The sequence below is a fragment of the Thermophilibacter sp. genome, assembly GCF_966187215.1.
This window is the reverse complement of sequence record NZ_CBIFYV010000023.1, coordinates 1-13,341: the sequence shown is the minus strand read 5'-3', so window position 1 is coordinate 13,341 and position 13,341 is coordinate 1. Positions and strand designations below refer to the sequence as shown.

General features: G+C 68.4%; 12 protein-coding genes. 9 read left to right on the top strand and 3 right to left on the bottom strand.

Going from position 1 to position 13,341, the window contains the following annotated elements; translation table 11 throughout:
- The first annotated feature begins 91 nt into the window (after positions 1–91).
- Together ACWTSU_RS02350 and ACWTSU_RS02345 are read left to right on the top strand one after the other, a co-directional pair.
- On the top strand, positions 92–1,042 hold the full coding sequence (locus ACWTSU_RS02350; protein WP_455138271.1) for a YitT family protein: 951 nt from the start codon (positions 92–94) through the stop codon (positions 1,040–1,042).
- A gap of 58 nt (positions 1,043–1,100) precedes the next feature.
- Positions 1,101–1,487 (top strand): Rid family detoxifying hydrolase, encoded by a 387-nt coding sequence (locus ACWTSU_RS02345; RefSeq protein WP_455138270.1) that lies wholly within the window; start codon positions 1,101–1,103, stop codon positions 1,485–1,487.
- 210 nt (positions 1,488–1,697) lie between these two features.
- On the opposite strand, the gene ACWTSU_RS02340 is transcribed toward ACWTSU_RS02345, so the two are convergent.
- Positions 1,698–2,069 (bottom strand): YegP family protein, encoded by a 372-nt coding sequence (locus tag ACWTSU_RS02340; RefSeq protein ID WP_455138269.1) that lies wholly within the window; start codon positions 2,067–2,069, stop codon positions 1,698–1,700.
- A gap of 585 nt (positions 2,070–2,654) precedes the next feature.
- Here ACWTSU_RS02340 and ACWTSU_RS02335 point away from each other — a divergent pair.
- The 6 genes from ACWTSU_RS02335 (at position 2,655) to ACWTSU_RS02310 (ending at position 9,286) form a co-directional block, all read left to right on the top strand.
- Positions 2,655–3,329: a response regulator transcription factor gene (locus ACWTSU_RS02335; RefSeq protein ID WP_455138268.1), complete on the top strand. Its 675-nt coding sequence runs from the start codon at positions 2,655–2,657 to the stop codon at positions 3,327–3,329.
- Positions 3,330–4,358 carry a sensor histidine kinase gene (locus ACWTSU_RS02330; RefSeq protein WP_455138267.1) on the top strand — a complete coding sequence of 343 codons (1,029 nt, stop codon included), beginning with the start codon at positions 3,330–3,332 and terminating at the stop codon, positions 4,356–4,358.
- 175 nt (positions 4,359–4,533) lie between these two features.
- Positions 4,534–5,313, top strand: a complete 780-nt coding sequence (locus ACWTSU_RS02325; RefSeq protein WP_455138266.1) for an ABC transporter ATP-binding protein — start codon at positions 4,534–4,536, stop codon at positions 5,311–5,313.
- The gene (locus tag ACWTSU_RS02320) at positions 5,303–7,411 is read left to right on the top strand and encodes an ABC transporter permease (protein ID WP_455138265.1); all 2,109 of its coding nucleotides are present in this window, start codon (positions 5,303–5,305) and stop codon (positions 7,409–7,411) included. Before ACWTSU_RS02325 ends, ACWTSU_RS02320 begins: the two co-directional genes overlap by 11 nt.
- A gap of 162 nt (positions 7,412–7,573) precedes the next feature.
- Positions 7,574–8,149, top strand: coding sequence for a PTS sugar transporter subunit IIA (locus ACWTSU_RS02315; RefSeq protein WP_455138264.1), 576 nt, complete (start codon positions 7,574–7,576; stop codon positions 8,147–8,149).
- Positions 8,150–8,194: 45 nt separating this feature from the next.
- Positions 8,195–9,286, top strand: coding sequence for a glycerol dehydrogenase (locus ACWTSU_RS02310; RefSeq protein ID WP_455138263.1), 1,092 nt, complete (start codon positions 8,195–8,197; stop codon positions 9,284–9,286).
- 99 nt (positions 9,287–9,385) lie between these two features.
- On the opposite strand, the gene ACWTSU_RS02305 is transcribed toward ACWTSU_RS02310, so the two are convergent.
- Positions 9,386–9,694: a CDP-alcohol phosphatidyltransferase gene (locus ACWTSU_RS02305; RefSeq protein WP_455138262.1), complete on the bottom strand. Its 309-nt coding sequence runs from the start codon at positions 9,692–9,694 to the stop codon at positions 9,386–9,388.
- An 86-nt stretch (positions 9,695–9,780) separates the two neighbouring features.
- A complete protein-coding gene (locus ACWTSU_RS02300) occupies positions 9,781–10,461 on the bottom strand; it encodes an HAD family hydrolase (RefSeq protein ID WP_455138261.1) in 681 nt (226 codons plus the stop codon).
- Between the two features lie 216 nt (positions 10,462–10,677).
- On the opposite strand from ACWTSU_RS02300, the gene ACWTSU_RS02295 reads away from it, so the two are divergent.
- Positions 10,678–12,978, top strand: a complete 2,301-nt coding sequence (locus tag ACWTSU_RS02295) for a hypothetical protein (protein WP_455138260.1) — start codon at positions 10,678–10,680, stop codon at positions 12,976–12,978.
- Positions 12,979–13,341: the final 363 nt, after the last annotated feature.

The following is a 13,341-nucleotide window of genomic DNA, read 5'->3' as shown; positions in this document are numbered from 1 at the left end:
CCGCGCCGCCCGGGCGTTTTTGTTTCTCGCCGGTGAGTGCTGCCCAAGGTGCTAGACTGCCGACCCCGAGGGACGACGAAGGGGGTTTCCGATGGGGGAGGACGCAGCCGCGCAAGAGGCGGTCGAGCCTGTCTCCGAGGTGGTGAGCGACGACGAGCGCGCCCGTGGCGAGCTGCTCTCCAAGAAGCGCGCCGCCTACAGCTTCCCGCAGTTCTTCTGCCTGCTCAACCTGGGCCTCATCCTCACGGCGGTGGCGCTCGTGCTGTTCAAGACGCCCAACCACCTGGCGTTCGGCGGCACCACGGGATTTGCGATCCTGCTCAACGCCGCGCTGCCGGCGCTGTCCGTCTCCGTCTACATGTGGATCCTGAACGCCGTGCTCGTGGCGCTCGGCTTTGCCTTTTTGGACCGCAAGGCGGTGCTCTGGAGCGCGTTCGCGTCGTTCGCGCTCTCGGGCTACACGTCGCTGTTCGAGTGGCTGTTCCCGGTCACGGGCTCCATCACCGGCGACCTCTGGCTCGACGTCTGCTTCGCCGTGCTGCTGCCGGCGGTGGGCTCCGCGATCGTCTTCGACATCGGCGCCTCCACGGGTGGCACGGACATCCTCGCCATGATCCTGCGCAAGCGCACCGACATCCAGATCGGCAGGGCGCTCTTCGCCGTGGACGTGGCCGTGGTCGTGGCGGCCATCGGGCTCTTTGGCGCGCGCGTGGGCCTGTACTGCGTGCTCGCGCTCATCGGCAAGACGTTCGTGGTGGACGGCTTCATCGAGTCCATCCGCCAGCGCAAGGTCTGCCAGGTCATCTGCTCGCACCCGCGCGAGGTGGAGGAGTTCATCGTCAAGAAGCTCGGGCGCACCGCCACGGTGCAGCTCGGCTGGGGCGCCTACTCGGGCAAGCGCGTGGTGATCCTGACGTCGGTGCTCTCGCGGCGCGAGGCCATGCGCCTGCGGCTGTTCGTGCGCGCGCAGGACCCGAGCGCGTTCATCACCATAGTGAGCAGCTCCGAGATCGTGGGTCGCGGCTTCCGCGGCGTAAACTAGGGGAGCGCCCGCGCCCTCGCGGGCCGTCGGGACCGGCTTCGTCGAAGGGGAGAAGACCATGGCAATCGAGGCAATCGTCACCGAGCACGCGCCCGCGGCGCTCGGCCCGTACTCCGCCGGCGTCACCGCGCCGCTGCGCTCGGTGATCAGCGTGTCCGGTCAGCTGGGTATCGTGCCCGAGACCGGCGAGCTCGCCGGCGACGACGTGGTGGCCCAGACCCGCCAGAGCCTGACCAACGTCCGCGCCGTGCTGGAGGCCGCCGGCGCGAGCATGGCCGACGTCGCCGACGTCACCGTGCTGCTCGACGACATCGCGGACTTCAACGCGATGAACGAGGTCTACGCCGAGTTCTTCGAGGAGCCGTACCCCTCGCGCGCGGCCTTCGAGGTGGCGGCGCTGCCCAAGGGCGCCAAGGTCGAGATCAAGGTCGTGGCGTACCGGTAGGGGCCGCGCGGGGGAGCAGCTCGTTTTGTCTGTAGTTGTTTGCCGATTCCTCAAGTACAGACAAAATGGGCAAGCCGTCTACCTGTGGGTTTCCGCGCAACTATTTTGTCTGTACTCGGGAAGACGGATTTGAACTACAGACAAAATGAAACCCGGGCCCGTCGGCGCGTGCCGATGGGTCCGGGTTCGGTTCTCTGGCGGCCGGCGCGGCTAGTTCTCGTCCGCGGCGAGCGAGGAGTCGGCCTCGGCGCGCGTTCGCTCGATGCGCCTGAACAGGCTCTCCTTCTGCTCGTAGGTGTGCGAGCGCGCGATGTCGCCGGCGTCCTCCGTGATGAAGCGGAAGAAGAAGTGGCCGTCGAAGTCCTCGTAGATGCGGAACTTGGGCGACTTCTCGCGGTCGAAGGCGTCGATGGTGCTGTCCTCAATCTCCGCGTCCGCGGCGGAGCGGCGAACGCACTCGATCCCGTGCAGGCACTCGTCCTTGGACGGGAAGATGATCGACGACATGAGGATGTGCCCGTTGCTGGCACAGAGATTGAAACAGTAGCGACCCTCGTTCTCCACGACCACGTACTGACCCATGGGAATCACCGCCTCTTCCGAGTTTACCGATTGATTACACGAGCATATCCTCCGCGGGCTCGCCGGCGCGCGACAAGGTTGCGGACGGTCGGTTTTGCCCGGGGAGAAGCCCGCGGCGAGCAGCCCGTCCCCGCCCGTGCGTGATACGGACGTGACATTTGGGGTACCATTTCATTACATCCCCCGACGAGACGGGCAGGAGTGGTCGGGGGACGCTCCTGCCCACCAGCGCACGAACCGGCCCCGGTCGCCACATGGCGCCCGGGGCCTTCGCGTGGAAAAGGGGCAGTCCCTTTTCCACGTCGCGCGTCGGGGCGGAGGGGGAGAAATCAGTGGTTTTTGGGCTGCCCCTTGAGTATCGACGGGCACCGGGTCAATAAAGACGCAGGTCAGAGAATGTCACCCACCAAGTGATACGTGAGCGTCCCCCCAAAACCACTGATTTCTGGCATGTGGGGCTCGCGGGGCGCCGTGAGCCGATGCCCGGCCGGGGAAGTCTTGACGACGCGGGCCGTGTGCTACCCTCGTGGCGAGGGGACCGCCCGCGCGCCGGCGGGCGAGAGGGACCGCGGAGACGGAGGGCCCATGAGACGGCTGCTCGTGGTTGAGGACGACGCGCGCCTGCGCGACGAGCTGTGCGTGCTGCTCGCGCGCAACGGCTACGAGGCCCGCGCGCTCGAGGGCTTCGACGACGTCCCGGCGCAGATCCTGGCCGCGGCGCCCGACCTGGTGCTGCTCGACCTCAACCTGCCGGGCGTGGACGGCGCCTACGTCTGCCGCGAGGTCCGTCGCTCGAGCCCAGTGCCCATCATCGTGGTCACCAGCCGCGACTCCGACATGGACGAGCTGCTCACGCTCTCGCTCGGGGCGGACGACTTCGTGACCAAGCCCTACAACGACCAGGTGCTCCTCGCCCACGTGGCCACGGTGCTCAAGCGCAGCTACGGCGATGGCGCGGCGGCTGCGGCCGAGATCAGCCACGGCGGCGTCACGCTGGACACCGCGCGCTGCCGCGTCACCCACGAGGGCCGCTCGGCCGAGCTCACCAAGAACGAGCTCAAGATTCTCGCGCTGCTCATGCGCAACGTCGGCGCCGTGGTGAGCCGCCAGCGCATCCAGGAGGAGCTGTGGGCCTCCGACGAGTTCGTGGACGACAACACCCTCACGGTCAACGTCAGCCACCTGCGCGCCACGCTCGCGCGCATCGGCGTGGAGGACTTCGTGCGCACCCGGCGCGGCATGGGATACCTGGTGGAGTAGATGAGCCTCGGGGCCTATCTGGCGGATCGCGCGCTCAGCATCGCCGTGATGGCGCTCGCGGTGGCGTTCTCGGCGCTCGTTATGGGCGTCTACGGCGTGGACCGCGGCGTGGTGGGCTTCGTCTGCGCGGTGATCGGCCTCGCCGGGGTCGCGGCGCTCGCGCTCGACTGGCTGCGGCGCCGCTCGTTCTACCGCCGCCTCGACGAGTCACTCGACGCGCTGGATGAGACGTACCTCGCCACCGAGCTCGTGGAGCGGCCGCGCTTCCTAGAGGGCGAGCTCTTCTACGACGCGCTCGACCGCGAGTCGCGGGCCATGCGCGACCGCGTGGCCGCGGCGCGCCGCCGCCAGCGCGAGTACCGCGAGTACGTGGAGACCTGGGTGCACGAGATCAAGACGCCGATCGCGGCCGCGCACCTCGTGGCGAGAAACAACCCCGCCCCTGCCACTGACGACATGGACGCCGAGGTGGACGCCATCGAGGGTTACGTGGAGCAGGCGCTCTACTACTCGCGCGGGACCTCGCTCGACCGCGACTTCCAGATTCGCTCGGTGTCGCTCGCGGACGTGGCGCGCGACGCGCTGCGCCACAAGGCGCGCACGCTCATCGCCGCGCGCGTGGTCCCCGAGCTGGGCGCGCTCGACCTCACGGTGCGCGCGGACCCCAAGTGGCTCTCGTTCGTGATCGGCCAGGTGCTCGTCAACGCCGCCAAGTACCGCGGGCCGGGCGACGGCGAGGGTCACGTCCGCCTCACGGCCGAGCGCCTGGAGACGGGCCTCGACGCCTGGGAGACGCGCCTGGCCATCGCCGACGACGGCATCGGCATCCCCGAGGCCGACGTGGCGCGCGTCTTCGACAAGGGCTTCACCGGCGAGAACGGCCGGCGGTTCGCGCGCTCCACCGGGATCGGCCTGTACCTGGTCCGCGAGCTCTGCGAGAAGATGGGCGTGCGCGTGTGGCTCGAGTCCGAGCAGGGCGTCGGCACCACGGTCTACCTGGGCTTCCCCGACATGGTCGACCGCGTCTGAGACAACGGGGACAGGTTCATTTGTCTCATAAGCTTTGCAATGAGACAAATGAACCTGTCCCCGTTGTCTCAGCAACCTTGCGAAAGCGTAAGGCAGCGGTAAGTCGGCCTTATGGCAGGCGCGCGCGGCGAGAAGGACCATGATGTCGCACGCATCCCCAGACGAGAGGAGCCTCATGGCACCTTCGCACACCCGCCCGGTCCTGTCCTGCCAGGACGTGGAGAAGCTCTACGGAGACCGCACGACGGTCACCCGCGCCCTCGACGGCGTCTCGTTCGACGTGGCCGCCGGCGAGTACCTCGCCATCATGGGCCCGTCCGGCTCGGGCAAGACCACGCTGCTCAACTGCGTCTCGACGATCGACCGGCCCACCTCCGGCCACATCTACGTGGACGGCCAGGACATCTGCGCCCTGCGCGCCGGCCAGCTCTCGCGCTTCCGCCGCGAGCGGCTGGGCTTCGTCTTCCAGGACTCCAACCTGCTCGACACGCTCACCGCGCGCGAGAACATCGCGCTGGCGCTCACGATCAACCACGTGCCGGCCAAGGAGGTCACGGCCCGCGTGAACGAGGTCGCCGCGCGCCTCGGCGTGACCGACGTGCTCGACCGCTTCCCGCACCAGATGTCGGGCGGCCAGAAGCAGCGCGTGGCCGCCGCCCGCGCCATCGTGACCGACCCGTCGCTCGTCCTCGCCGACGAGCCCACCGGCGCGCTCGACTCGCGCAACTCGCGCCTGCTGCTCGAGAGCCTCGAGGCCCTCAACGCCGACGGCGCCACGATCATCATGGTCACGCACGACTCGTTCGCCGCGAGCTACGCGCGCCGCGCGCTCTTCCTCAAGGACGGCCGCATCTTCAACGAGATCGTCCGCGGCTCCAAGACGCGCAAGCGCTTCTTCGACGAGATCATGGACGTCGTCTCCTTCCTGGGAGGGGAGGGCGCTGATGTACGCTAAGATCGCGCTCGGCAACGTCCGCAAGTCCTTCCGGGACTTCTCGGTGTTCTTCCTCACGCTGGCCTTCGGCGTGTGCGTGTTCTACGCGTTCGGCTCGATCACCGACCAGGCCGCGGTCCTGCAGATGGCCGAGGACGAGCGCCGCATCATGGGCGCGCTGACCGGCATGATCTCGGGCCTGTCCGTGTTCGTCGTCGTCATCCTGGGGTTCCTCGTCGTCTACGCCAACCGCTTCCTCATCCGCCGGCGCAAGCGCGAGTTTGGCATCTACCTCACGCTGGGCATGGACATCCGGCACGTCTCGCTGATCATCGTCATAGAGACGCTGGCCGTGGGCGTGGTGGCGCTTGCGACGGGGCTCGTGCTGGGCGTGGCGCTCTCGCAGGTCATGATGTACGTGACCGCGCACCTCTTCGAGGCCACCATCACCGGCTTCGTCTTTGCCTTCTCGCCGACGGCCTGCGCGAGCACCGTGGCGTGCTTCGCCGGGATCTTCCTGGTGACGCTCGTGTTCAACGTGGGCACCGTGAGCCGCTACCGCCTGATCGACCTCATCAACGCCGACCGCGTGAGCGAGAGGGTCCGGCTGCGGTCGCTGCCGCTGTCGGTGGTGCTCTTCGCGGTGTCGCTCGTTCTGATCGGCGTGGCGTACAAGACGCTGCTCGAGCACGGCATGATGGAGGAGGGCCCGTACTTCGGGCTGGCCACGGGGCTCGTGACGGTGGGCACGCTGCTGTTCTTCTTCTCGATCTCGGGCTTTCTGCTGCGCGCGCTGCAGGCGAGCCCGCGGGCGTACCTCTCCGGCCTCAACATGTTCGTGATGCGCCAGCTCAACAGCCGCATCAACACCGCGTGGCTCTCCATCAGCCTGGTCTGCGCGATGCTGTTCCTGGCCATCTGCGGCGTGTGCACGGGCTTCTCGGTGGCCACGGGCATGAACGAGGCGCTCGTGGCGGGCACGCGCTACGACATGTCGCTCGTGAGCTACCCCACGGGCATGCTCGGCGACCACCTGACCGACGGCCCGGCCGCCGCGGACGGCTACGACGCCATCGCCCGCCTGCGCGCCGACATCCCTGACTTCGACGAGATCTTCCGCGACGCCGTGCAGGTCAACACCTACGACCTCGACGCGTCGGGCCAGCCGCTGTCGGGCTACACGGTGGAGTGGTTCGCGGAGCACACCAACTTCAGCGGCAGCGCCACCATCAACCAGATGATGAGCGGCAACAGCGCCTCGAGCGTGACGCTCGTGCGGGTCTCCGACTACAACGCGCTGTGCGCGCTGGCGGGCGAGAAGGGCCTGGACCTCGGGCCCGACGAGTGCGCGTGGTGGAACGACATGCCCTCCCTCGACGACTTCTGGCGCGCGGCCGCCGAGCAGAACCCCGAGCTCACCGTCCAGGGCCGCACGCTGCGCTTTGCCGACGACCCCCTGGTGGGCCTGCCGATCTCCGACACCGGGGCGAGCGGCACGGTCTCCGGCGCGCTCATCGTGCCCGACGATGTGGTCCCGGCCGACGCCGCGCCGAGCATGACCGTGGTGAACCTCATGTACAACGGCGGCCGGGCCGCGATGAACGAGCGCGCCTGCGACGTCATCGACGAGACCTACGCGGACGTCATGGGCGGCAGCACGGCCGAGGGCTGGCCGGTCTGGAACCCGATCAACGCCCAGGGGCTTCTCGACGAGTCGGCGGGCACCACGGTCTCGGTCACGTACCTGGCCATCTACATCGGCGTGGTCCTGCTCGTGAGCTGCGCGACGGTGCTGGCGCTGCAGCAGCTCTCCGAGGCGGCCGACAACGTGAGCCGCTACCGGGTGCTGGCCGAGCTGGGCGCCGAGCGGCGCATGATCGACCGCGCGCTGCTCGCGCAGATCGCCGTGTACTTCCTGTTCCCGCTCGTGGTGGCGGTGGCGCACGCGGCGGTGGCGCTCAGCGTGGTGAACGACATCGTGTCGCTGCTCACGGGCTTCCAGATCGGGACGGCGCTCGTGGGGACCGTGTGCTTCGTGGTGGTGCTCTACGGCGGCTACTTCCTCGTGACGTACCTGACCTCGCGCTCGATGATCGTGCGCTCGGGGGGGTGCTCCTAGCACCCGCGCCTAGGGGCGAGAAGGGCCGCTGAGCGGGCGCCGCCCCGCCCGCCCGACACGTCTCCGCCGGCCGCCCCTCGCCGGGTCCGCGGTTCCGTCCCTTTGCTACGATTGAGAATGGGAAAGCCGCGGGCCCGGCCCGCTTGTCACGAGGAGGAGCACATGGGACTCTTTGACCTTATCCGCAGCAAGACCAGCTCGTCGGACGACGGGACCAAGGCCACGCTCGCCGAGGCGTCGTTCGCCACGCGTCCCGACACCGTCTACGCCCCCGTCTCGGGCATGCTCGTGAGCCTCCAGGAGGTGAAGGACGAGGTCCTGCCCGTGGGCCTTCTCGGCGACGGCTACGGCATCCTGCCGATGTCCAACAACGGCATCGTGTACGCGCCGGTGAGCGGCGTCATCGGCGCCACCACGGTGACCAACCACTCGATCGTCATCAAGGCCGACGACGGCATGGAGGTCCTGATCCACATCGGCATCGGCACCGTCAACATGGGCGGCAAGGGCTTCGCGCGCTTCGTCGAGCAGGGCGAGACGGTCCGCGCCGGCCAGCCGATCGTGACCTTCAACGACGACAGCATCAAGAAGGCCGGCTACGAGGACGTGGTCTGCTGCACGATCTCCAACCCCGACGAGTTCGCGCGCATCGACCACGTGGGCGACACGAGCACGCTGCTCGACGGCCGCCCGCTCGTCAAGATCGGCGACCCGCTGCTGGTCGCCCGCCGCGCCTAGGCCCGGCGCCCTGGCGCCCCGTCCCAGAGAGAGGAACCTCCCAGCATGGCACGCATCTTCATCAGCCCGTCCAAGTACGTCCAGGGCCCCGGCGAGCTCGCACGCATCGGCGAGTACGTCAGGACCTACGGCACCCACGCGCTCGTGGTCATCTCGGCCGGCGGCCTGCGCCGCTCCGGTGATGTGATCTCCTCGAGCCTCGAGGCCGCGGGCGTGGCGCTGACCTACGACGAGTTCAACGGCGAGTGCTCCCAGGCCGAGATCGACCGCCTCGTGGGGGTCTATCGCGCCTCCGGCACCGACGTGGTCGTGGGCGTGGGCGGCGGCAAGATCTTCGACACCGCCAAGGCCGTCGCCGCGGCCGTGGACGCGCCGGTGGTCATCGTCCCCACGATCGCCGCGACCGACGCGCCGTGCTCCGCGCTCTCCGTCATCTACACCGACGAGGGCCAGTTCAAGGAGTACCAGTTCTTCAAGCAGAACCCCAACCTCGTGCTCATGGACACCGAGGTCATCGCCAAGAGCCCGGTGCGCCTGACCGTCTCGGGCATGGGAGACGCGCTGGCCACCTACTTCGAGGCCCGCGCCTGCATGCGCTCCGACGCCACCACCTGCGCCGGCGGCCACGTCACGAGCGCGGCCATGGCGCTCGCCCGCCTGTGCTACGAGACCCTCATGTCCGACGGCCTCAAGGCCAAGCTCGCCCTGGAGGCCGGCGCCTGCACCGAGTCCGTCGAGAGGATCATCGAGGCCAACACGCTGCTCTCTGGCCTGGGCTTCGAGTCGGCGGGCCTGGCCGGCGCGCACGCCGTCCACAACGGCATGACCGCGATGCCCGAGACCCACGCCTACTACCACGGCGAGAAGGTCGCCTTCGGCACGCTGACCCAGCTCGTGCTCGAGAACGCCGACGAGCTCTACGAGGTGCTCGACTTCTGCGTGGAGGTGGGCCTGCCGGTCACGTTCGCGCAGCTCGGCGTCGAGGACGCGAGCTACGAGCGCGTGCTCGAGGTGGCCAGGCTCGCCTGCGCGCCGGCCGACACCCTCGGCAACATGCCCTTCGAGGTCACGCCCGAGAAGGTCGCCGCGGCCATGCTCGCCGCCGACGCCTACGGTCGCGCCGCGCTGGCGGAGTAGCCCGCCGCGGCCGCGCGCCTCGAAACGCGCCCCGCACGCAGAGGGGGCCGGCACCTCGCGCGGTGCCGGCCCCCTTCTTTGCTCTGTCAGACGGTGCGCCTAGGCGTCCTTCTCGCCCTTGAGCGAGGCGTAGAACGTGGCGTGGTCGAAGACGTCCTTGATGGTCTGGCCGTTCACGAAGGGCAGCGAGAGGAACTCGTCGACGGTGGGGACGAGGGCGGAGCAGTCCACGAAGTGGTTCTTCTCGTTGCGGCGGCTCGTGTCCTGCGCGCGCCATGCCTCGTAGTTGCAATCGGTGAGGTAGTAGACGTCGGAGCCGATCTTCATGTAGACGGCGTGGTTGCAGTGCAGATACTCGGCCAGACCCTCGTAGTTGATGTCCAGCGCCTCAGCGGCCTTCTTTCCCATGGCGGCTCCTTTCGTCGGCCAACCAAACGGACGATAGGAAGACTATAACCCGCCCGTCGCGACGCTAGACGGATGTCCGCGAAATGTTAGGCGGGCGGTCGGGGCGCGTCGCCGAGAAGAACGCGCTCCAGCTCGGCGGGCGTGTTCACGATCGTGGTGGCGCCCGCCTCCACGAGCTGCGCGCGGCTGCGGAAGCCCCAGGAGACCGAGAGGCACGGGCACCCCACGTTGGCAGCGGTCTGGATGTCGACCTCGGAGTCGCCGACGTAGGCCATGCCGGACCGGTCGGCGCCCATGCGCGCGAGGGCGGCCTCCACCATGTCCGGCGCCGGCTTCTTGCGGATGCCGCGGTCCTCGCACTCGCCGAGCACCGCGTCGAAGGCGCCGGGGAACTGCCGCTCGACCAGCTCCTGGACCGCGAAGTCGCCCTTGTTGGAGACCACGGCGAGCGCCACGCCGGCCGCGCGCAGGTGGGCCAGCAGCTCGGGGATCCCGGGGTAGGGGCCGGTGTGGTCCTCGCAGTGGGCGGCGTAGTGCGCACAAAACGTCTCGTAGACGGCGGCCTCCCGGTCGGCGGGGGTGCCGGCGGGGACGGCCCGGTGGATGAGCAGGCGGATGCCGTTGCCCACGAAGCGGCGCACCTCGTCGAGGGTGCGTGGCGCCATGCCGTGCGCCGCGAGCGCCGCGTTGGTCGAGAGGTGCAGGTCCTCGAGGGTGTCGAGCAGGGTGCCGTCGAGGTCGAAGACGGCGGTCGCGTAGGCGGGCATGCGGGTCCTTTCGCTGTGAGCCGCGGCAAGGGTAGCACAGCCGTCCGTCGGCGGGGCGCTGGCCCCGCGGCCCCGTTCGTCCGCCGCGTCGTCGAGGGGCAGCCGGACTTGGTCCACAATGACGTCAGCGCCGGAGACGGCGCCTGGCGGACGAGTGAGCGGGGGTGGCTGGCCATGCGAGGCAGGGCTGCGACCGGGAACGGCGACGGGGGCAGGGTGCCGGCGTCAAGGAGGCGGGCCCTCATCGGCGTCATAGTCGCCTCGTCCGCGGTCGTCATATGCGTGGTCGCAATCCTTGTCGTCCTGGTGGGGAGGAACGCGTCCTCTCGCGCCCTTGCGGAGGAGCGTTACCAGACCTGCAGCCGGATCGAGGGCGACGTCGACGAGATCATCGCTCCGTACGTCAACGACGAGGGCGTCTTCGCGGAGTACGACGCGGAGGCGCTTGACCGGGCCGCGTGCGACGTCTATGCCTACGCGCAGGGGCTGCGGGACGCGGGAACCATCAGGGGCTGTGCCCTCTGCGAGGAGGGCGACTCCGTCTCGTTCTTCCTCAACGACGGCATGACGTACGTCTACTTCCCCAAGATCGACGGCTACTACGCCGGTGGCGGGGACTTCACCGTCACGACGTTTGAGAACACCTCGCTGATAGAGGGGGAGAAGTGGGCCTACCGGAACCCGTCCGACCTCATCGAGGGCGCGGTCGACGGCGCGCATGCGCAGACCTACGGAAACGACACGACGGTCGCCGACCTGAAGGAGATCTTCGCCTCGTGGAAGGGAGGCGGACCGAGGGCGGTCTTTTGGACGGGCCACGGCAACGTGTGCGCCGACGAGAACGGCAAGCTGGTGTTCGCCCTCATCCTCGACGAAAAGAAAAGCCCCGAGAAGAACCAGCTCTACGCGGCGGACCTGGTTTCCCACAACGGGGAGCTGAAGCACCTCTTCTGCAGCGATGACACCTATGCCATCTCGGCGTCATTCGTCGAGGACTACATGGGAGACGTCGACGGCGGGCTGTTCTTTGCCGGTTCGTGCCTGAGCGCGGCGGACACCGACCAAAGGTTCGGCAACACGCTCAGGGAAAAGGGCTTTGACGCCTACGTGGGGACGACGGGCGAGGTGCTCGTGCCCTATTCCAACACCGTGCTGAGCCACACGGCAGAGTACCTGGCAACGCTTACCGACCAGGGGCTGTACACCGACCTGAGAACGGCGCTCTCCGACGCTGAGCGCAGGACGCTCCTGGACGGGTCGTTCGTTACGAACATGTTGACCTATGGGGGACAGTTCACGATCGTCGGCGACGGGGACTTCCGCCTCGTCGATCCCGTCCTGTCCGTGCACGTCTCGACGAGCGCGGCGGACCGGCTCGATGACGTTGATATCTGGTGCCGGATGGTCGGGGACGACGGCGTGGGCGGGACCCCGGCGCGCTTCACCTATGCCGACCTGGTGAACGGCACGTTTGACCTGCCGATCAAGAAGCTGGGCTCCACCTACGAGATCGGCTTCGGGAAGGGCGCGACCACGCTCAAGGTGGTCACGGTCGACACGGGCGCGCTGACCTTCTCCGACAACGCGGCCTCGATGGACGTGGCGCTTGACGTCGCGAACCTGGACATCGTCGTGGAGGACGAGGACGGCGGCTTCGTCCCCGACGCGGAGATAGCGGTCACGCCGAAGGACGACGAGAACGGCGTTCTCGGGCTCACGCAGAGCGCCGCGCTCGCAAAGAACGCCGCGGGCGAGCAGGTCTATCGCATCCCCGTCTGCCCGGGGTCCTTCTCGATCGCCGCGTCGTCGGACGCGTTCGGCGAGGCCGAGCGCACCGTCGAGGTTTCCGGGGACACGACGGTTCGTTTCTCGCGTCGCAACGACCCGTCCGCCTATGCCGACGTCGTGCGGCAGTACGAGGACACCTACGGGACGTTCCGGGTCTATGACACCGCATACGGACAGACCTACACGGGCGTGTTCCTCCTGGACCTCGTTGACTTCGACCAGAACGGGACCGATGAGCTCGTCATCGGGTACTCCGTGCCCCACCCGCAGGGGATCGAGTACTGCGCCTGGCCGGCGCTTGACGTGTGGGAGCTGCGCGACGGCGTCCCCGAGCGCGCGTACGAAGGCGCCATGGTCCAGCAGAGCGACATCGGAAGGCACTGCTCCTACGTGAGCCTGGACGGGACGTGGTATCTCGTGACCGGCTGGGAGGGGTCCGACGTCGACCTCGACCTGCTCTCCCTGCGGGATGGCTCGTTCTCGACCGGCATGACGCTTCGCGCGGAGGAGCAGGGCTCGGGCGTGTACGTCTATGGGATGAGGTACTACCTCAACGACTCGGAGATCGGCGCGGACGAGTTCGGGCGGCTCCTTGACGAGGTCCATTCCGGGCGCACCTACAGCGGTTCGGTTTACGAGTCCGATTCCTACTCGGTCCAGGACATGGTGGACGCGCTCAACGCAACGAGGGCGGAGATCGGGCTCGACGCGGTGGACCCGGCGAGCTGAGCGGGACGTCATATCCGGGAGGCGTCCTCTCGGCGCGCCGCCCCTCGCCTATGAGCGCGGCAAGGGTGGCACAGCTCGCCGATCGCTCCGGCCGCGCACGCGGCCCCGGGGCACGCGCATGCCGACTCCGGATACGTACACTGGCTCCGGGTACGTACACTGGCTCCGGATACGTACACCGTTGCGCCGCCGCTTTTTCTCGCGCGTCAGAGAAACCCCAGGTCAGAGGCGTGTGCTCCAAAGTATCAACCTCTGAATTGTGTACGTACCCGGCGCGAGTGTACGCCGATACTGTTTAGTGGCCCGGGAGCCCGTTCCGGGCTATGATGCGCGGCGCGGGGCGGTGGCTCCGGAGTGTGCCGG